This is a genomic window from Rhodococcus sp. 077-4 (assembly GCF_047782425.1).
Classification (GTDB): domain Bacteria; phylum Actinomycetota; class Actinomycetes; order Mycobacteriales; family Mycobacteriaceae; genus Rhodococcoides.
In genome coordinates, this window is sequence record NZ_JAJPWC010000001.1 from 1,893,619 (window position 1) to 1,914,443 (window position 20,825).

The 20,825-nt window shown below is 65.7% G+C and carries 12 protein-coding genes and 1 rRNA gene; 9 read left to right on the top strand and 4 right to left on the bottom strand.

Annotated elements, in window-relative coordinates:
• Window positions 1-88 precede the first annotated feature (88 nt).
• The 3 genes from ACNEOT_RS09330 to ACNEOT_RS09340 form a co-directional block, all read right to left on the bottom strand.
• Window positions 89-5,581, bottom strand: coding sequence for a carboxyl transferase domain-containing protein (locus ACNEOT_RS09330; protein ID WP_415973716.1), 5,493 nt, complete (start codon window positions 5,579-5,581; stop codon window positions 89-91).
• Window positions 5,582-5,960: 379 nt separating this feature from the next.
• Complete coding sequence (locus tag ACNEOT_RS09335; RefSeq protein ID WP_415973587.1) at window positions 5,961-6,650, bottom strand: TetR/AcrR family transcriptional regulator; 690 nt, start codon at window positions 6,648-6,650, stop codon at window positions 5,961-5,963.
• A gap of 14 nt (window positions 6,651-6,664) precedes the next feature.
• Window positions 6,665-7,267 carry a dihydrofolate reductase family protein gene (locus ACNEOT_RS09340; protein ID WP_415973588.1) on the bottom strand — a complete coding sequence of 201 codons (603 nt, stop codon included), beginning with the start codon at window positions 7,265-7,267 and terminating at the stop codon, window positions 6,665-6,667.
• Window positions 7,268-7,487: 220 nt separating this feature from the next.
• Here ACNEOT_RS09340 and ACNEOT_RS09345 point away from each other — a divergent pair, with 220 nt between their 5' ends.
• The 7 genes from ACNEOT_RS09345 (at window position 7,488) to ACNEOT_RS09375 (ending at window position 17,760) form a co-directional block, all read left to right on the top strand.
• On the top strand, window positions 7,488-12,452 hold the full coding sequence (locus tag ACNEOT_RS09345; protein ID WP_415973589.1) for an AAA domain-containing protein: 4,965 nt from the start codon (window positions 7,488-7,490) through the stop codon (window positions 12,450-12,452).
• 85 nt (window positions 12,453-12,537) lie between these two features.
• Complete coding sequence (locus ACNEOT_RS09350) at window positions 12,538-13,752, top strand: metallophosphoesterase (protein WP_415973590.1); 1,215 nt, start codon at window positions 12,538-12,540, stop codon at window positions 13,750-13,752.
• A 28-nt stretch (window positions 13,753-13,780) separates the two neighbouring features.
• Entirely contained in the window at window positions 13,781-14,620 is an 840-nt protein-coding gene (locus ACNEOT_RS09355) for an HAD family hydrolase (RefSeq protein WP_415973591.1), read from the top strand.
• A gap of 64 nt (window positions 14,621-14,684) precedes the next feature.
• Window positions 14,685-15,422, top strand: coding sequence for a hypothetical protein (locus ACNEOT_RS09360; RefSeq protein WP_415973592.1), 738 nt, complete (start codon window positions 14,685-14,687; stop codon window positions 15,420-15,422).
• Between the two features lie 4 nt (window positions 15,423-15,426).
• Window positions 15,427-16,341 carry a hypothetical protein gene (locus ACNEOT_RS09365; RefSeq protein ID WP_415973593.1) on the top strand — a complete coding sequence of 305 codons (915 nt, stop codon included), beginning with the start codon at window positions 15,427-15,429 and terminating at the stop codon, window positions 16,339-16,341.
• 73 nt (window positions 16,342-16,414) lie between these two features.
• Window positions 16,415-16,951 (top strand): LpqN/LpqT family lipoprotein, encoded by a 537-nt coding sequence (locus ACNEOT_RS09370; RefSeq protein ID WP_415973594.1) that lies wholly within the window; start codon window positions 16,415-16,417, stop codon window positions 16,949-16,951.
• 110 nt (window positions 16,952-17,061) lie between these two features.
• A complete protein-coding gene (locus ACNEOT_RS09375) occupies window positions 17,062-17,760 on the top strand; it encodes an SDR family oxidoreductase (protein ID WP_415973595.1) in 699 nt (232 codons plus the stop codon).
• A gap of 47 nt (window positions 17,761-17,807) precedes the next feature.
• Here ACNEOT_RS09375 and ACNEOT_RS09380 read toward each other — a convergent pair whose 3' ends face one another.
• Window positions 17,808-18,695 carry a LysR family transcriptional regulator gene (locus ACNEOT_RS09380; RefSeq protein WP_415973596.1) on the bottom strand — a complete coding sequence of 296 codons (888 nt, stop codon included), beginning with the start codon at window positions 18,693-18,695 and terminating at the stop codon, window positions 17,808-17,810.
• 105 nt (window positions 18,696-18,800) lie between these two features.
• On the opposite strand from ACNEOT_RS09380, the gene ACNEOT_RS09385 reads away from it, so the two are divergent.
• Together ACNEOT_RS09385 and ACNEOT_RS09390 are read left to right on the top strand one after the other, a co-directional pair.
• A complete protein-coding gene (locus ACNEOT_RS09385) occupies window positions 18,801-20,210 on the top strand; it encodes a plasmid pRiA4b ORF-3 family protein (RefSeq protein ID WP_415973597.1) in 1,410 nt (469 codons plus the stop codon).
• Between the two features lie 506 nt (window positions 20,211-20,716).
• A 16S ribosomal RNA gene (locus ACNEOT_RS09390) occupies window positions 20,717-20,825 on the top strand; the annotation flags it as partial.

The following is a 20,825-nucleotide window of genomic DNA, read 5'->3' on the forward strand; positions in this document are numbered from 1 at the left end:
GCGCGTTCGCCGGACGCTCACGGAACAGGTAACCATTCCGCGAGCGTCTGGCAAACGCGCGCGCGTTTGCGTTGAGCGAGCCAGGGCCCTACTTCGCCAGCGACCGCGCCATTCCGCGTTCGACTGCGGCAACGAGCTGCGGGCGCAGTTCGGCGGCGGGGACGATGTGGTGCACCGATCCGACGTTCTGTGCGCGCTGGATGTTGTGAATGGCCTCGAATTCGGCTGCCACTTCACCGAGTTTGGCGTTGCGGGCGTTCGCTCGCACGGTGGCGAGTTCGACGCGCAGGGCCGAGCGGGTGGCGTCGTCCTCGGCGTTGTTCAGTGCAGTCTCGAGTTCCTTGACGGTCGGATCCGCTGCGGTGCGGGCGTTGACATCGCGGGTGAACACCACTGCTGCTGCCGGGGCACCACCGAGCACGGAGGCGAAGGATCCCTCCACTGCGAGGACCTCCATGTTGTCGTTGAGCGCTCCGGAGAACACCACGAAAGCGCCTCCGTGGTAACGCGATACGACACAGAACACGACCGGTCCGTCGAAGTTGACGATGGCGCGGCCGATCTCGGCACCGTACTCGAGCTGGATGTTCCGCAGTGATTCCGGTGATCCGTCGAAGCCGGAGAGGTTGGCCAGCACCACGATCGGCCGGCTTCCGCTGGCGGCGTTGATGGCGCGTGCGGTCTTCTTCGACGAGTTCGGGAACAGGGTGCCCGAGGTCCACTGATCGGGGCCGTCGGAGGGGAACCAGCCCTTGCGGGGGATGGCCCGCGATTCGATACCGATGACGGACACCGGAATTCCGGCGAGGTGGGCGTCGAACACCACCGAGGTGTCGGCATCGGCCATGTCGGCCCACCGCTCGAGTACCGAATGGTCCTGGTCCACCACGGCGCGCATCACGGTGCGAATGTCGAAAGGCTTCTTGCGGTCCGGGTTGGTGACCGAGGAGAAGATGTCGCCGACGGTGGTGAAGTCGCTGGACGGGTGCACGTGCGGGTAGGTGCGCACGTCGCGCTCGGCCGGGTCGGTGGTGGCTGCGCGCCGCGGGAAGCGTTCTCCCGGAGCGGCATACGCGTGGTCGTAGTGCGCGAACAGGATGTCGCATGCGGCCCGCAGGTTCGGTGCCCAGTACTGCGCTTGGCCGTTGGGGCCCATGACGCGGTCGTAGCCGCCGATGCCGAAGTTGTCCTCGGCCGAGACGCCGCCGGAGTAGTCGAGGGACTGCTTTCCGGTCAGCACCATCGCACTGTCGGGGGTCATCACCAGGATGCCCTTGGTGTGGGTGAGCATGGTCGCTTCGGCGTTCCAGTACGGCTGCGCACCGACGTTGATGCCCGCGACGACGATGTTGATCTCACCGCCGGCCTGGGTGAAGGTGATGATGCGACGTAGGCCGCGGGAGACCCAGTCCATGTTCTCGGTGCCCGATTCCATGGAAATCGTTGCCCCGGAGGACAATGCGAACCATTCGACGGGTGCGCCGAGTTGCTCGGCGAGGTCGATGGCCGCGACGATGCGCGAGCACTCGGCCTCGGCGACGGTACCGAGGGCCTTGGTCGGGTCACCGAACAGTGCGACGCGGGTGATGCCCTCGGGGTACTTGGCGGTCGGTGTGGTGGCCACGCCGACGATGACGCCCGCGGAGTTGCGGCCGTAGGGGCGGTCGACCGGTGCCAGTACGCCGTCGGCGTCGAAGTCGTACTCGGTGAACGAGCCCCCGTTGCTGCTGAGCAGCGGAATCAGCTCGTACGGGTACACGGTGCCGCGGGCCTGGGATCGCTGCACCTTCTGGGTGTACTCGTCGAGGGGACGCATCGGCTCGGTCGGCGGCGGGGTCACCTTCGCCACGATGCCTGCACCGGATCGGTACGACAGGCGCAGTGCCACTTCGCGTGGACTTGCTCCCGGCTTCTCGGCCAGACGTGCGATGAGGGTGATCTCCTCGAGTCCGGCACCGATTGTCAGTGGCGCGATGTGCCGGGCGATGGTGGCGATGCGGTCGGCGGGAACGTTGAGCACCGGCCAGACGTAGAGCACGACGCGGTTGGCGTCGAGGCGCTTCTTGCCGCGTCCGGCCTGGGCACGGCGGATGCCGTCGAGGCAGGCGGCGACGGTGCGTTCGATCTCGGGTACTGCGACGATGTTTCCGGCCTCGTCCAACTGTGTTGTGATGCCACGGATCTCGGCGAGGGCGACGAGCCGTTCGTCGGAGGGGTTGGCCTTCGATGTCAGGTGGAACAGGTACGTTCCTGCGCTGGCGGGCAGACGAACGCCGTCGAAGTTCTTCAGGCGCCACAGGTCGAGTCGTTGACCGGTCAGCGGGTGCATGTCCCGGATGATCGTGTCCTCGGCGAGCGGCTCGGAGCCCTCGACCGTGGTGCGCCGGTAGGTCATCTTTCGAGCGGCCGAACCGAACGCCGTGACCGTGACGCGGCGCCAGCGGCCCGTGCCGGGGTGCGCGGCCAGGACGGCCTGCAACTGGGCCGAGAGCTCGTCGCCGTCGGTCGGAGCGTCCGGCCAGGACAGGTAGAGGTCCACGGCCAGGTTCTCCGGAGCGGGCCCGGCGATGTCGTCCACCGAATCGAGAGTTGCTGCGAGAGAGTCGAAATCGGTTGCGGTGGACACCAGGTGCAGCCGTTCGCCCGAGAGCTCGAAGTTGCCGGTGACGAAGTGCTTGCCGTCGCGGTCGAAGGCCTTGACGTCTTCGAGGGTACGGATCTCGTAGTACTGGCGGGTGATCACTTCGAGCAGTGCGCCCGGATCGGTGATTCGTTGTGCCAGAAGCTCTATGAGGGGCTCCGGGGTGGCGACGAGAGCTGCGATGCGGGCCGAGTAGTCGGCTGCGTCGGGGTTCTCGGCGAGGTACTGCAGGCTGCCGCGGACGCCGTCGTAGATCTTCTCGCGTGCACTGCGGATCTGGGGCTCGTCGAACAGTCGGAAGCGTAGGTTGCGGGCGACGTCGCCGATGACCGGGTAGCGGGCCTGGGTGGCACCGATGAGTCGTTCGAGTACCTCGGCCATGGCCGGGGTGGCCTCGGGTTGCGCCGAGCAGTCGGCGAGCCAGTGGCCGAGCAGGGCCGCGATGACCGGAACCTGGTTCTCCATGCGCTGCAGTGCCAGGAAGACGCGGTAGACGGCCTCTTCGAGCTCGGGAGTACGGCCCTCGTCGATGGCTGCGTCGTAGTGTGCGAGTGCGCGAGTGAGCTTGGCGCGGAACGATTCCGGGAGCCCCTGAACGTCCGCGTCGAGTGAGTGCAGGAACGAGTGGAAGTGCTCACGAGGAGAATGGACGCGCTCGTCGCTGCTCTCCTCGTCCATCGTCGGGCGGTTGCGGGAGAGCTCGCAGATGTCGGCGAAGGTATTGAGCAGCGACAGCTCGGCCGATACCAGCTCCGAATCGTTGCGCGGCACGTCGGCGCGCAGGGTTTCGTAGGTGGACAACAGGTTTCGAGCGCGGGCTCCGCTGACGTCGAAACCGGTGATGAGGGCGGCGAGTTCGTCGAGGCGGTCCAGGGCGCGGCGCTGCGGTGAGCGCTGAGCGGCGTCGTCGATGCCGCGGAACTGCACGCGCGGTGCCTGCTCGGAGACCTTCTGTTCACCGGCCTGATCGACGCGCAGCAGTGCCGCTCCCGCGTCGACCTGTCCGTTGACCGAGGCCAGAACCTCACGCACGGTGCCCGCGTACGGGGACCGGACGGCGGTTTCCATCTTCATCGACTCGAGGACGACGAGCGTCTGTCCCGCCTCGACCTCGTCGCCGACGGCCACGGGCACGGCGACGACGACGGCCGGTGCCGGGGCGCGGACCAGCCCGGCCTCGTCCTGGGAGATCTGGTGGCTGATGCCGTCGACCTCGACGAGGAAGTGGGCGGCTCCGGCGACGGTGACGACCTGGTAGCGACGGTCGCCGACGACCAGACGGCTTTCGTAGACGCCGAGGCGTTCGACGTCGACCTGCAGCTCGCCGATACCGTCGCCCCGCAGTCCGTCACTGTCGATGCTGTAGCGGTGGGTTCCGGTCTGGCCGACTTCGAGTTTGTAGGCCTGGCCCTGGTAGTTCAGTTCGACGGTGCGGCCGATGGCGTGTGATGCGCGGGGACGGCCGCCGCGTGCGGAGTTGAGGAACGCGGCGCGCTCGCGGGCTTCTTCGGCGTCGTAGGCGTCGATGGCTGCGGCGATGATCGCGATGTCGGCGACGGCCGTCGGCCCAACCTGGGAGCCGGCCTCGGTGCGGTCGAGCCAGCCGGTGTCGGCGGAGGCGGAGATGATTTCCTCGCGGTCGAGCAAGCTGAGCAGGAAGGATTTGGTGGTGGTGCCGCCGTCGATGACGACGGTGGTCTCACGCAAGGCGTTGCGCAGTCTCGCGAGCGCTTCGCTGCGGTCGCGGCCCCAGGCGATGACCTTGGCGACCATCGAGTCGTAGTCGGGCGGAATGACGTCGCCCTGGGCGATGCCGGTGTCGACGCGGATGCCGGTGCCGAGGGGGAACTTGAGCAGCTCGACGGTGCCGGGAGCCGGAGCGAAGCCGTTGTCGGCGTCCTCGGCGTTGAGGCGAGCCTCGACGGCGTGGCCGAATTCGGTGGGGCATTCACCGGGCAGCGCTTGGCCGTCGGCGACGAGGATCTGCAGCTTCACCAGGTCGATGCCGGTGGTGTATTCGGTGATGGGGTGCTCGACCTGCAGGCGGGTGTTGACCTCGAGGAACGTGAAGATCTTCTGGTCGGGCTGGTACAGGTACTCGACGGTGCCTGCGCCCTGGTAGCCGGCGGCCTTGACGAGCTCGGCGGAGGCGGTACGGAGCTGGTCGGCCTGCTCCTTGGTGAGCAGCGGCGAAGAGGATTCTTCGATGACCTTCTGGTTGCGGCGCTGGATGGAGCAGTCGCGCACGCCCGGGGCCCAGACGTTGCCGTGGCTGTCGGCGATGACCTGAACCTCGACGTGGCGGGCATCGGTGACGAGCCGTTCGAGGAAGACGACGGGGTCGCCGAACGAGCGCTCGGCCTCACCCTGGGTGCGTTCGAGGGAGAGTTCGAGTTCGTCTTCGCGCCAGACCTTGCGGATGCCGCGGCCACCGCCGCCGGAGCGGGCCTTGATGATCAGCGGGTAGCCGATGGCCGCGGCGTGACGGCGGGCGTCGGCGCGGGTCTCGACGGGGCCGCCGGACCACGGTGCGACGGGGACGCCGACCTTCTCGGCGAGGATCTTGGCTTCGACCTTGTCGCCGAGCAGACGCATCGCGTCGGCGGACGGGCCGATGAAGGTGATGTTGAGGCGGGCGACGAGATCGGCGAAGGTCGGGTCCTCGGCGACGAAGCCCCAGCCGACCCACACCGCGTCGGCTCCGGACTCGACGAGCGCGGCTTCGAGGACGCCGTAGTCGAGGTAGGCCGAGCCGGTCGCGGGCTTACGCAGCGTGACTGCTTCGTCGGCCTGGCGGACGAACATCGCGCGCTTCTCCGCCTCGGTGTGCAGCGCTACGGTGCGGATGCCGTAATCGTGTTCGGCGTTGAGCTCTCGGACGGCTCGGATCAGGCGTACTGCTGCCTCGCCTCGGTTGACTACTGCAATCCGCTTGAACAACGTATCTCTCTTCGCTCGGTGTGGGCGCACCGCGTCGGTGCACTCGATGGAACGTGGATTGGTGCCGGGCATGTCGGTTGTTCATCATGCGGCACTCCGATCGGCTCATTCTAACGGCAACGAGGCCCGGTGCCTCGCCAACGGCGTTCGGCGTGAGTGTGATTGATCACCAAATAGTGAATCATATTCTGTGGCAAGCATTTTCGTCGTGAAGCCACGACGCAGGCTTGTTCATCTCGCTAACGTACTCGCGAGTAGCGTTGGCGGGCGACGTAATTCGCGATTCGACTACCTTCGTTGCTACCGTCGAGTACGTTACCGGCGGGTACAACTGCGAGTCGATCGTCTCGTGTTGTTCTGCTCATCGTCGCGTGCTCTCTCACGCGCCCGCCCCCTCGCCCGCCTGCGGCAGTTGCAGCGCGTTGACCCACAGTCTCGTCGCCGTCGTGAGCAGGCCCTCGTAGTCGCCCGGTGCACGGTCGTCCCCGGCGTCGACGACGAAGTGGTTGAACGCCAGTCGGCTGATCATCGACGACAGGGCGCGGGAGGCGAGCAGGGGATCGAGTGCGGCGTCGGCCAGACCGCGGTTCTGCAGGGCTTCGATGCTGCGGGCATTACGCCGGACGAAGGCATCGGCGCGTTCGCGGCGGAGGCGTCGGAACTCGGGGTCGATGTTCGAGACCTGCTCGAGCAGCGCCATCAGCTTCGCGTTGCGCTCGTAGGCCTCGAAGTACGCGCGGTTGCTCGCGGCGATCACGGCAATCGGATCGTCGTGCGGGTCCACCCGGGCAGTGCCGGGATGCAGCATGTCCTCCCTGGCCTGCTCGAGCACTGCGGCCAGAATCTCTTCCTTGCTGGTGAAATACGTGTAGAAAGTGCCGGCGGAACATCGAGCGGCGCGGGTGATGTCGATCAGCCGGGAGTCCAGATAACCGCTGTCCTCGAAGACACGACGCGCGGCCGCCACGAGCGAGGATCGAGTGCGCAGCCCGCGCGGGGTGGTCGGCAGCTCCCGGTTCGGCAGCTCCCCGGTCGGCAGCTCGCGGTCGGATTCCGGCGCGGCAGGCATTCAGTCTTTATACGTCATTGCGTGCGTGGTTCTGTGCGGATGAAGCGGGTGAAGGTCACCCCGCTCTCGAACTGGCGTGATTCGAGGTGCTCGAACCGCTGCGCAGGGAACGGATCGGGTCCGATGCCGGACGAGAACAGGCCTATGCCCCGGCCGAGCACGACGGGATTGACCTTGAGGAAGAGCTCGTCTATCTCGGGCAGTAGTTGGCCGGCCAGGTTTCCACCGCCGCAGAGCCATACGTCGAATGCGGAATTCTCTGCTTTGAGGCTTCTGACCAGACCGATCGGGTCCTCGTTCACGATGGTCGGCGCGGGGTCGTTCGTCGGGGCGAGGGTGCGCGAAAGGACGTATTGGCGCAGGTGGGAGTAGGGGCTGGGGATGCCTGCGTCGAGCGCGGGTTGCAGGGTCTCGCGGCCCATGACGACCGTGTCGAACCGAGCGGGGGGAGCGTCCAGGCCGAACATCGCCCGTACGTGGACCGGCAACGTCTCGGGCAGCTCGGTTCGGATGGCCTCGAGGTGGTCGCCTTCGAGCAGAAAGCTGTCGTAGGTGCCATCCGGGGCAGCGATGAATCCGTCGAGGGTGACGGCGATGTAATAGACGAGCTTGCGCATTCGGCTCCTGTTGTTTGTCGACTGGTTCTCGAGGGGTACGGGGTTCCTGTCCGCTGTGGAGGACCCGACGTCCGAAGCCGGTCTTTGTGACCCCGCACTAGAACGTATTTTGTCTGCTCCTCGACGCCGTGAACAACTGCTTTTCAGCGGTTACTGTGGCTCGAGTGTGCAAACACCGTCCTTGTTTGGGGCGACCATTCGAGTTATTTGTGGGGAAACTGTGACGGCTACCGGTCGTGAACACGACGACGAGCTCAAAAGCAGGGTGCAACGCCTGCTTCGCTTCCTTCGGGAGATCGTCGAGGCGCGTTCCAACCCGGTGCTGCGGTTCGACGACCACGTGCAGGTCGAGTGGGTGCATTCGGGTGACGTACCCATGCAACTCGATCCACGTGCCAAGCAGGGAGGTGTGGTGCTTCGCGCGCCGCGCATCGCGGTCGACGATCCGCCCGAACCGCCGGCTCTGCTGTCGGGTTGGCTCGACCCGCAAATCGTCGCCGACAGCCGCTACCGCGAACTCGAGATGGCCGACGCATCGTCGTCGACGTCCCGCCGTCGAGCGCAGGCACAGGAATCCGATGCCGATTTCGACATCCGCAAGGCCTACGAGATCAAACAGGCCTTCGAGCAGTACTCGGAGTCGTGGAAGGAATGGGCACAAAGTGATCGGGAGCGGCGTCCACAGGCCGCGCTGTATCAGGCTCTGCAGCTGATGATGCAGGAGCTCGCGTCGCGACCCGAGTCGATCGAACTCGTGGTGGCGTCGGGGCTGCTGACGTCGAGCAACACCGACCCGCAACGCAGCGTCCGCACTCACCTGATCACGCAGTCGGCCAGCATCGAACGGGACGTGCGCACCGGGGACCTCCTGGTTCGCCTCGGGGCCAGCACCACCCCGAGGCTCGAGGACGGTCGACTGCTGACGGGTTCGGAAAATTTCGACACATCCGGTTCGGTTGCGCTGGCCCGAGAACTGCACGACACCGTCACCTCACCCGTCGCAGACGGCATCGAACAGTTCCTGAGGAACTGGGCTGCGCGGGTGCCACGGGATGACATCGAGGTACTGGATCGGCTCGGGCCGCCGGGAGCCCTGGCCTACATCGACGACGACCGGACGCTCACCGTCTCACCCGCCCTCGTGCTCCGTGTCCGCGACTCGTTTGCGCTGGTGGAGTACTACGAGCGGATGATCGCGGATCTGGAGTTCGCCGACTCTCCCGTGCCGCTGGGGCTTGCGCAACTCGTCGACGCCATCGAACCGGCGGACCGGTTGGCGTGGCTGGAGCGGACCGGGGCGGGGGAGTCTGCGGTCCTTGCCGAGGATCCACTCTTCCCGCTGCCGGCCAATGCCGAGCAGTCGCAGATCATCGAACGGCTCGGGCGCGACAGCGGCGTCGTGGTCGAGGGTCCCCCGGGAACGGGCAAGACGCACACCATTGCGAACTTGATGTCCGGGCTGTTGGCGCGCGGTCAACGAGTTTTGGTCACTAGTGAAAAGTCACAAGCTTTGCGCGTGTTGCGGGACAAGCTGCCGCCGGAGCTGCAGGAGCTCTGCGTGTCCATCACCGACCTCTCTCGCGGAGGATCGGACGAGCTCAACCGCAGCGTCGCGAAGATCGCCGAGCGCAAGACGTCCTTCGACGAGGCCAGCGAGGTGCAGAAGATCGAGGCGCTGACGACGCAGCGTCGCGCGGCTCTGGCTCGGCGGGCCGAGCTGCTCGATCGCGTCAGTGCGCTTCGTGAGTCCGAAACCGTTGTCCACGAGCATGTGTCGGACGGTTACGACGGCACGGTGTCGTCGATCGTCCGCAAGGTCAAAGCGGCCGAGGGCGCCCACGAATGGCTGCCCGGCCCATTGCTCGCCGATCGACCGCCACTCGATGGCGTGCAGGTCGACCAACTGCGCAAGCTCATCGCGGGCTCCGACGGCACTCGCGAACTCCGCTCGCGCCAGGTGCTTCCGCGTCCTGAGACGATGTTGCCGAACTCGGCCGAACTCACATCGCTCTTCCAGCGTGCCGGCGCGCGAAACGAGGCTCTCTCGCCTCGGACCGCAGACCTCCTCGCGTTGCTCGACGGCGTGGACCCCGCGGTGTCCTCGGAGATCAGGCAACTGTGCGTCGAGCTCGCCGCCCGAGTGCGAGAGGTCGTCGAACTCGACGGTTCCTACTCGCACCTGACCGATTCCGTGCTGTCCGGCGAAGCCGCCCATCTGTGGTCTCGGGTCAGCGGAATCGACGCGATGGTCGAGACGGCTGCTGCATCCGATCGCTACGTCGGTGCGCACGATGTGCAGTGCTCGTCCAGTTCGCCTGCGGCACTGGCGGCAATGGATGCGTTCGCCGGCGCGCTCGAGTCGGGTATCGAATGGAAGCCCCGGTTCCGTCGTAGCGAGGAGCAGAAAGCCGTCGAGGCTCTCGACATCGTCGCCACCGTCGACGGGCAACCTGCGACGACGGCGATGACCGCGCGGCTGGTGGCCGAACACATCCGTGCGCTCGAGACCGTGCAGACTGCGGCGGTGTTGCTGGCCGACCTCACCGTCGTCGTCCCGCTCGACGGCACGCGCTCGATTCGCGTCAACAATCTTGCGCGGATTGCCGACCGGCTGAAGACGGTGTCTGCGGTCGTGACGGCGCGCGACGCCCTCGTGCACCGGTTGTACACCATTTCTCCTGCGGCACCGTGGATTCGGAGCCTGGTGGAAGCTCAGGAGATCGCCGGGGCCGCCGACGCCATCGCCACGCGTATCGACATCGATGCCGCACGTGCCGAGCTCGACGCCCTGCAGTTCGCGGTTGCCACGCGCATCGATTCCGGGCCGTCGCCCGAGGGTTCGAATCTGGTGAGTGCTTTGAGTACTGCCGATCCGTCGGAATTGGCTGCCGCTGTTGCGGCGTACTCGCAGGCGTGTGCCGAGCAGGAGGATCAGCTTCTGCTCGAATCGATGTCGGCGTCACTGTCCGCGGTCGCACCCGCGCTGTTCGACCTGGTCGAGGAAACTGCCGCCGATGTCGAGTGGGACGAGCTGAGCTGGCAGATGTCGAAAGCCTGGGCGTGGCGTCGGGCTCGCGAGTGGGTCGGTGAGCAGCACCACGGTGGCCTGGAGCAGCAGCTGGAAGCGGAGCTGACCGCCGCCGACACCGACATCGCATATCTCACAACGCGTCTCGCCGCGGCCAGTGCCTGGCGCAACAGCCTCGAGCGGATGACCGCTGTCGAGGTGCGTGCGTTGCAGACGTACCGCGAGCACATCTCCAGCATCGGCTCGGGAGCCGGGAAGTACGCCGAAACCTATCGCAGCGCAGCACGATCGGCGATGCGTGAGGCGCAGAGCGCGGTGCCGGCCTGGGTCATGCCGCTCTCGCAGGTGCTGGCGTCGATCCCGCCGGTGCCGGGCAGCTTCGACGTCGTCATCGTCGACGAGGCGAGTCAGGCCGACATCACCAGCCTCTTCCTGCTGTATCTCGCACCCCGCGTCATCGTGGTGGGTGACGACCGGCAGTGTGCACCAGCCGATGTTCCGCAGACCGGCACACTCGAGGACGTGTTCGATCGGCTGGACGTCTACTTGCCCGATCTACCCGAACATGTGCGTGCGACGCTGACGCCGAGGTCGAGTCTGTTCTCGATGCTGCGCACCAGGTTCGGTCAGGTGGTTCGGTTGCGTGAGCACTTCCGTTCGATGCCCGAGATCATCAACTGGTCGAGCCAGCAGTTCTACGGAGATTCTCCGCTCGTGCCCGTGCGGCAGTTCGGTGCAGATCGACTGCCGCCTCTGCGGCACACGTACGTTCGCGGGGCGACGGTGACCGGAAAGAACACATCACTGGTCAACCGCGCCGAGGCCATCGCCATCGCCGAGCAGATCGCCGATTGCCTCGGCGATCCCGCGTACGACAACCTGACCTTCGGAGTGGTTGTGCTGCAGGGACAATCGCAGGTGGACGAGATTCGCAACGAACTCATCGAACGCATCGGCATCGAGCAGTGGGAACAGCGTCGCCTTCGCGTGGGCACACCGCCGGACTTCCAGGGAGACGAACGCAACGTCGTGTTCCTCTCGATGGTGGTGGCACCCGATCAGAACTTCGCCACCCTCACCGCCAATCAGTACAAGCGGCGTTTCAACGTCGCGGCCTCGCGAGCACAGGATCAGCTGTGGCTCTTCCATTCGGTCACGGTCGATCGGCTGAAGCGGGCCGATCTCCGTAATTCGTTGCTGAGCTACGTCACCTCCGTCTCGCCTGCTCCGGCCGATCCGATGCCGGTGAACGTCTCGCGCGAAATCCGCAAGGCCCCCTTCGAGACGTTGCTCGAGCAGCAGTTGTGGAACGATCTGGTCGAGCGCGGCTTTCACGTCAATCCCGCTGTGAAAGTGAACAATCGGCGTCTCGCGCTCGTCGTCACAGGAGAATCCTCGCGCCTCGCCGTCGAGTGCGATGGCGACACCTTTCTGTCCACGCCTGCCCAGCGGTTGGCGGACCTGCAGCGTGAGCAGGAACTCAAGCGTTGTGGCTGGACGTTCTGGCGGGTGCGTGAATCCGAGTACTGCCTCGACCGAGACGCGGCGCTGGAGAGTCTCTGGGCCACATTGGCGCGATTGGGAATCGAGCCCGGTACCGTTGTCGTGGAGGGGCCTTCGTCCTCGGAAAAGGCATGGACCCCGGTCCCGCTCGAGTCCTCGCAGTTCGACGATTCCGGTGTCTTCGAGACTGCTTCGGGCGCCGACTCGCCCGTGCGCCACGAGTCGGTGCTGTCACTGTGGACCATGCCGCGGATTGCCATAGATGTCGACGAGCCGACCGGACCGGACGCACCACGCGTCGATCGCGAGCCTACGGTTCCCCCTGCAACCAACGGATCGACAACCAACGGATCGGTGATCAACGGATCGACACCTGCCAGGGACGCCGGAGCCGATACGGACGACTCGGCCACCGAAGCGGGCGAAGACACGACCGGCAACGCAACGTCGGCCGAAGCCCCGGCAGATCGGGCCGGTGCTCAGGACGAGGCCGCGAGCACGGATCCGGTTGAGGCACAGGACAATGCGGCGGAGTCCGATACGACCGATGCCGAGACGACCAGCAGCCTCGAGGAGTCGGACGACGACGGAATTGCCGAACACGAGTTACCGCTCAACGGACTTCGCGGTTACACCACCCGGGGTCGGCCGTAGCGCTCGCTCGAGCCGAAGCCCCCCACGTCGACGTAGTCTTGGCGTCGGGTTTCGCGCACGTACGAGCAAAGAGGGTTCATCGCCGATGACAGATCGACAGACGCAGCATCCCGAACAGTCGGCCTCGGCGGGGCGGTCTGCGCGGCCGCGCACCCGGCGGGTAGTTGTCTCGACCGTTGTATTCGTGGTCTGCATCGTACTTTTCGCGTTGCCCGCGTGGACCGTCGTGTTCGCCGGCTCCCAGTGGCCACCGGCAGTGCGGGTCGTCGGCACCGTGGTTGCGTTCGTCGCATTCGTGGCACTGCCGGCGGCGATGTACCTGGGTCACCGGCCCGGTCCCGAAGGGGCTGCCAAGGACGCCTGGGCTCGCGTCGGAGACGTGCTGTTGGGTCTGGTCTGGATCGCGTTCGTGTGGTCGGCGCTCTCGCTGCTGCTGCGGCTCGGCCTGTGGTTCGCGGGGGTCGACGACCCGGTTCGGTCGCGAATCGTGTCGGTCGCGACGGCCGTCGTGGTCGTTGTCCTCGCTCTCTGGGGCCACTACGAGGCCATGCGAACGCCGCGAGTCCGGCATACGAGCGTGAGGGTCGACCGGCTCGGGGCCCGATTCGACGGTCTACGAGTGGTGTTGGTGACCGATACGCATTTCGGTCCGCTCGACCGGACGCGGTGGTCGCATCGGTTGGCCGACGCCGTCAATGCGCTCGAACCGGATGTGTTGGCTCATGTCGGAGATATCGCCGACGGTTCGGTTGTACGCCGTCGGCACCAGGCCGCCCCACTGGGGTCGATGCTGGCGAGTGCGGCGCGCGTGTACGTCACGGGCAACCACGAGTATTTCGGCGAGGCGCAGGAGTGGCTCGATCATATGGAGAGCATCGGATGGAATTCGTTGCACAATCGCCATGTGGTGCTGCATCGGGGTGACGACGCATTGATAATTGCCGGCGTCGACGACGCCACCGCGAAGGGCTCGGGCGCTCCGGGCCACGGTGCCGATCTCGGGCGTGCACTTGCCGGCACAGATCCATCGATACCCGTGCTGTTGTTGGCTCATCAACCCAAACAGATCGGCGACGCCGTCCGCGCGGGCGTCGATCTGCAGGTATCCGGCCATACGCACGGCGGCCAGATCTGGCCGTTCTCGGCATTGGTTCGACTCGACCAGCCGGTGGTGCACGGATTGAGTAGGCACGGCGGGCGAACGCAGCTGTACACCAGCCGAGGATCCGGATTCTGGGGTCCACCGTTCCGAGTGTTCGCACCCAGTGAGATTTCCGTCCTGACGTTGGTCGCGGGTTGAGTACGAGGTGCCTGGCAGTATCGGTGCGGTGAAGACAACCGAAGAGGTCGTCGTTGTCGCGACCGATCTGGACGGCACATTGCTGCGGTCGGACCGTACGATCTCGGCGCGAACGGCGGCGGCGATGGTTGCGGCCGAAGCGGCAGGAATCAGGGTGGTGTGGGCAACCGCGCGAGCACGGCACTCCATCGCCGAGCTCGCTGCCTCCTGCGGATTCCGCGGGACGGCGATCGGTGCCAACGGGGCTGTCGTGCTCGATCTGGCCGACGGCACCCCGGCAATTGTGAGCACCAGTTCGGTACCGGCCGAGACTGTCGCGTCGACCAAGTCGGCCGTGCGATCCCTGGTGCCCGGTGTGGCTTTCGCGACCGTCGGTGCCACCCGATTCGTGGCCGAGGCCCGCTACGCCGAGCTGTGTGTCTTCTCGGACCACCATCGCCGGCCGCACGAGATGGAGCTCTCCGAGCACGGTCTTTCGGTCGACGTCGAGCCGACTGTCAAAATCGTTGCCAGGCACCGTGATACGACGAGCGAGGAGTTGTACGCGCTCGTCGCTGCTGCAGGGGTGGAGGGAGTGGAGTTGACGCACTCCGGTGCTCCGTACATCGAGATGTCCGCTGCGGGCGTCTCGAAGGCCAGTGCGCTGCGGGATTTGTGCGAGCGGTGGGGGGTCTCGGCGGGTTCGGTTGCAGCAGTCGGAGATGCGCGTAACGATCTGCCGATGCTGGCGTGGGCGGGGACGGCGTTGTGCCCGTCGAACGCTGCCGATCCGGTGCGCGCGGTTGCCGATCGGGTCCTGGAATCCAACGACGAGGACGCGGTTGCCCGCTATCTGGAGGAACTCACCATGGCTGGGTCGGAACTGTAACGTCCGGTCTGCTCGTTTCGACGCTGTATGAGAGGCTGGCCTCATCATCGGCAGAAGGACACCAGTGAGCTACCCAGGTTCGGGCGACCCCTCGCAGCGTGCGTACGGACAGTACGGCGCGCAGCCGAATCCATCCGACCGAGTGATCCCGCCGCCGGGACACTCGGCCCAGCCCAGTAGCCATCGGTCCGGCAATTCGCAGCCCGGTCCTCCGGCTCCGCCCGGCCGAAGCAGTCAGCCGCCGACTACGGCACCGTCGGGTGGATTCGGCCCATATCCCCGCCCGCCGGTGTTCGCCACCGGCGGGATGCCGGGCCGCCCTCCTCAGCCGCCGAAGAAGCGCGGGGGAATGTGGATCGTCGTGGCTGTTCTGGTCGTGGTCGCGGTGATACTCGGAGGCGTGTTCGCCTGGTTGATCCTGCGTGACAACGGGAATCCTGCGGTGGCCTCGGCGGGTGCTGCACCGTCTTCGGCGATAGCAGTCGAGGGCGCGGCACCCGACCCCTCGTCGATGGGTTCACCGCAGACCGCAGCGACCTTGCCGGCGGGAGCGCAGACCTGCCCGGCGACCGTGGCGTCGAGCAGCGGTCTTCGAGGTTCAGCGGTGGGGTCCGCCGTAACGTCGTGCCCGTTCGCCGAAGAAGTTCGGTTGGCATACACCCGGAGCGGTTCGGATCGGAATTCGCGGACTGTGGTGGCCAGCAGCCCGGTCACCGGCAAACGGTACGAGATGAACTGCGTGTCGTCCACGCAATTGGTGACGTGTACCGGTGGCGAGAACGCCGTTGTCTACCTCTTCTAGCTCGGTGCGCCGCAGCAAAAGCTTTGGCGCGGTAGTCGTTTCGTTCGGTGTTCTCGCGTCCGGCTGCACCATCGCCACCGACGGCGATACCGCGTCCGAGACATCTGCCGTGTCCGATTTCTCGGCCGCTCCGGTGTCCGAGTCGGCCGCGCCGACGTCGGATCCAGGTTCGTGGACCACCGTGACTCCTGTGCAGAGCCTGACTGTCGTCGATTTGGCTGCCGAGTTGGGCGCACTCGAGTCGACGGCGGGTGGACCCATCGGGCTTGCTCTGGCTCCGGTGGGCGGCGGCGCGGCCACAGTGCTCGGGACTTGGACTTCCGGTGTCGCTTGGTCGACGGCGAAGGTTCCGCTGGCCGTTGCGGCACTACGCAACGGTGGCGACGCGGCGCTGGCGGACGCCACAGCTGCGATCCGAAACTCCGACAACCCGGCGGCCGAGGCGCTGTGGGGTTCGTTCGGTGATTCTGCTGCGGCGGGCGCTGCAGTCGAATCGGTTCTTCGGCAGGGAGGTGACGCTGCCACCGTGGTGCAGAGGGAGCGAGTCCGTCCGGAATTCAGCGCGTTCGGGCAAACCGTGTGGTCGACGCAGGACCAGGCCGCGTTCGCGGCCGGACTGTCGTGTATCCCGGACGCTGCACCTGTCGTAGAGATGATGAACACTGTTGTGCCCGAGCAGCAGTGGGGTCTCGGGCAGCTGTCCGATGCAGCCTTCAAAGGCGGCTGGGGCCCCACGGTCGACGGCGGCTACGAGGTACGGCAGGTCGGGATCGTGACCACTGTTGCGGGGCGTGTCGGTGTGGCGATTGCCGCGCAACCGAACTCGGGCTCGTTCACCGACGGAACAGCCATGCTCGACGCGGTCGGCGGCTGGTTGGAGTCGCACAGCGCGCAGTTGCCTGCCGGCCACTGCCTCTAGCGGCTACGGCCGATCGAGTCGGCGGAGGTAATCTCGGGCGTGCGCCGAACCGCCCACCACGAAAGGCCACGCTGTGAACCACGCCGTGCCGACCGAGCCCACCACGATCGCCGAGTATCTGAACGCGCATGCGTTGCAGGTGTCGCCGCTCGACGCCGCGGCCGCTGCCGAAATCGGTATCACCGTTCCGCTTCCCGCCGGGTGGCAGACACTCGATCCGGCGCAGTTCCCCGGAGCGACTCAGGTGATCGTGGAACCCAATCTCGTGGAGAACGGCTTTGCGCCCAACGCCGTGCTGCTGGTGGGTGCCCTCTCTCGGGCGATCGATCCGGACGCGTTGTTGGCGTTCGGTTTCGGTGACGGACGTGCGATGCCGGCTTGGGTGGAGCGGGAGGCCTCCGAGGCGTCGTGGCTCGGCTGGCCGTCGCGGTTCATTCGGGGTACCTACGCGGCGCAGCAACTGGAAGCCGCGGTGACCACTCGCTACGTGGTGGTGGGCGTCGACACCCAGTACCTCGTGCAGCTGACGGTGACGACGCTGACGTCCCAGCTCGATTCGTTGGCCTTCGATGTCGCTGCCATCAACGACGGCTTGACCGCCGGCAGCTAGCAATCGGTCCATTCGTTTTCTCGATGGTTTCGGAAGATGATTGCGATTGTCCGAAGGTGAACTTTTCGCTTGGCTGGTGAGGAACCATTCGAGCGAAAGGGTGACACATCATGCGGGTATTGGTTGTAGGCGGAGCGTCGGGAATCGGTAAGGCTCTCGCCGCCGAGATCATCGACAGGGGAGGCGAGGTGGTCCTCTCCGGGAGACGTCAGGAGGTTCTCGAACAGGCTGTGGGGACTCTCGGTGACAGGGCGAGTTGGGTGATCGTAGACCTCGCCGACGAGGCATCCATCGCCTCGGCTGCCGCCGAAGTCGGGTCCGTCGATCATGTGGTGAGTCTCGCGGCCGATCACGCCAACGGCGCTGTCGGTGACCTGCATGCCGTCGATATTCGAAAGGCGTTCGACGCCAAAGTGATCGGGCCCATTCTGCTCGCCAAGCACTTCGCGCCGAGTATCGCCGTCGGCGGGTCGCTGCTGTTCTTCTCGGGAGTGGCGGCGTGGAAGCCGGCACCCGGTCTCGCGGTGATGGCAACAACGAACGGTGCAGTTGCTTTTCTCGTGGAGGCACTCGCGTTGGAACTTGCTCCGATTCGGGTCAACGCGGTGTCGCCGGGCATCGTCGATTCCGGTGCGTGGGATTTCATGGGTGCAGGCAAGGAGTCGTTCTTCGCCGAGACTGCGCGCGCCAATCCTGCGGGCCGAGTGGGAACGCCGGCCGACGTGGCGGCCGCGGTGCTCTACGCGCTGAGCGACACCTTCGTCACTGGCACGACACTGCACGTCGACGGGGGAGGTCGGTTCGCGTGACACGGTCGACGGTTCGGCCGTGGCGGGCGATTCCGCTCCGAGCGGTGTTACAGGGGGCGGTTCCCCGGTATCCCGCGGCGGAGCAGGTCTGCGACGAATCGTTGCACCAGAGGGTCGCTGGGCGATCCGATCATCGCCACCACCGTTCGACGCAGCGGAGGTCGCATCGGCTTGACGACACCGTCGAACCGAGAAGGTAGCGCCGTCACCGGGACCAGCGCGATGCCCAATCCCGCACGAGCCAATTGTGCTGCGGTGGAGGCACTTCGAGTGCGCGTGGACGGCGTCAGGGCGACGTCGCGCGCGCTCGCCTCGGCATCGATCCATACTCGGAGCCCGTTCGACGGGTGATAGTGAACCATCGATCTCTCGCGTAGTTCGGTCCACGACACTGCCGTCTCGTCGGTGAGGTCGAGGCCCTCGGGGATGACCGCGACGATGTCCTCCGTGCCGAGTTCGGCGACCCGTCCGGTGAAGCGGTTCGACGGCGGCCCGACGGCAAGGTCGATGTCTCCATGTGCGACGCCATCGGCCATGGCGTCGGCGCTGCTGTGTTCGGTCAGTTCGATGTCGACGTCGCGGTATTTGCGGGCCCACGTGCGGAGTATCGGAGCGAGGACGGGGACGGTCATGGATTCGACGCAGGCCAACCGGACTCGGCCATGCGAACCGTCCGACAGTGCCCGCCCGGTACGGACGACGCGATCGGCGGACGCCAGTGCAGCTTCGGCGTCGGCCAGTATTGCCAGCCCGGTAGGGGTCGGACGAACGCCGCGGGGGAGTCGCTCGAGAAGCGGGGTGCCGATCTCGCTCTCCAACGCTGCCAACTGATGCGACAGCGCGGGTTGCGAGAGATGCAGGCGCACGGACGCAGCGGTGACCGAACCGCAGTCGACGACGGCGACGAAGCATTCGAGGGCGCGCAAGGTCGGCACCGATCGAGGGTAGGCGATATCGATGCGTTCCACCGCGTGGAGAAGTCCGTGCACTGTGAAGCACAACCCGTGTGTCGGACCCGTCGGTCCGACTAGGGTCTTCGCATGTCGATCAGAACTGGCCGCATCCGGCACTTGTCGGTGGTGCCGGACATGCCCGATCACGACGAGGAGGCCGACGGCGGTGCCACGGACGTTGCGCGGCGCAACTTGGTCAACTTTGTCCTTCGAGTGAGCATCGATCACACGCGGCCAGAAATCTGGCGACGGGTGCGAGTGCGTTCGGATCTGTTGCTGTCCGAATTGCACGCGGTGTTGCAGACCGCGCTGGGTTGGGAGAACCGCCATCTGCACGCTTTCAGCGTGAGGAGTGCCGGTGCCACGCGTCGGTTCGAGATGGAAGAGATGCTCGACGACGAACCGGACGTCCTGGCATCGAGCGAGGAGCGGGTGCGGATCGAGGACGTTCTCACTTCTCACGGCTCGGTGATGACCTACGAGTACGACTTCGGCGACGGTTGGACCCACACCATCGTTCTCGAGCAGATGGATTCCGACATCGACGATCTGCGATCGGTCTGCCTCGACGGGGCTCGTTCCTGTCCGCCCGAGGAATCGGGCGGACCGTCGCGGTATTCCCACGACCTCGAGGTCGCCGCGGACGCGTCCGATCCAGAATTCGTGCACATCCGTGCGCGTTGGGGTTCGACGTTCGACCCTGCTCTGTTCGACGCCGATGCTGTCAACCGAGTTCTGCACTCGTTCGACGTGGGTCGATCGGCGCTCGCCGAAGCTGTGGCGGCATCACCGGTCATCGGCCGACTCTTCGATCGGGTGCGTCCCACGGAGGTGCCGTCACTGATGGCGTTGCTTCCGCGGTGCGAGCTCACCATCGAGAGCTCGGTCGATCTGCCGGTTGCGGAGGTGGCGATGTCCAAGCTCACGTGGTTCCTGACCAGAATCGGTGAGGAGGGTGCCGCCTTGACCGGTGCCGGCTACCTCAAGCCTGCATTCGTAGCGGCGATTCGTGAGGAACTGGACTGGGGCCTGGGATGGGTAGGGGTGAGCAATCGGGAGATCGACCATCATCAGGTGACCGATCTGCGTGAGGCTGCTCGGCTGCTCGGGTTGACGCGGACGTCGAAGGGGCGATTGCTGCGCACGAAGCTCGGTGCATCCCTGGCATACGACCCCGTCGGCATGTGGAGGCATGCGGCCTCGCGACTCCCGCTGGGAAGGGAAACCTACGAGACCGACGCCGCGACCCTGTTCCTGATCTCTCTCGCCGCATCGGCGTCGGTGACCCACCGAAACGAGATGCTGATCGAGACGGTCGCCGAGTTGGGCTGGGCCAGCGAAGATTCCGATGTGTTCGATGCGCAGTTCGCCGCGCAGGCCACAGTCAGCTTCCTCGACCTCATCGGTGCCCACGGCCCACGGTTCTACTTCCGTCAAGGGGTATCGGACTCGCCGAGCTGGTCTCGGCGGTTCGCACGCGACGCCTTGCTCAGCTGACTCGCGGTCGGTCGGTCAGAGGGGCGAAATGTCGCCCGGATTGCGGTTCGGAGCCGCTGACCTGCTGATTTGCGTTGGTGTGGTTGGTGGCGTAACTTTTGTCGAGTCAGAGCGACGGACACCGACCTGGTCTTCACGGACTGGGATACGAGGTTGGACGTGTGGCTCGGCGAGGTTGTATCCCCCAAGAGTCGGGCCTTGTGTCCGAGACCAAGCTGGGATAGGCTGGAACAGTTGCCCTTGAGGCCGACGGACTGTGTGTTCGTGGGGTGAGAGTGTGTGCGTGTTCTTTGAGAACTCAACAGTGTGTCGATGAATGTCAGTGCCGAAATTATTTGTTTCGGTGAATGCATTCGATGTATCAGCCATCCGCTTGTGGTGGTTGTTGTCGGGTGTTGTTTTGAAATGCTAGTTGAGTTTTTCTGCTAGTGATTTGACTTGATGTCTTTGACTGATTCGCAGCTTTCGCCTTCTTTTCGGGGGTGGGGTTGTTGTTTCGCAGGTCTTTTACGGAGAGTTTGATCCTGGCTCAGGACGAACGCTGGCGGCGTGCTTAACACATGCAAGTCGAGCGGTAAGGCCTTTCGGGGTACACGAGCGGCGAACGGGTGAGTA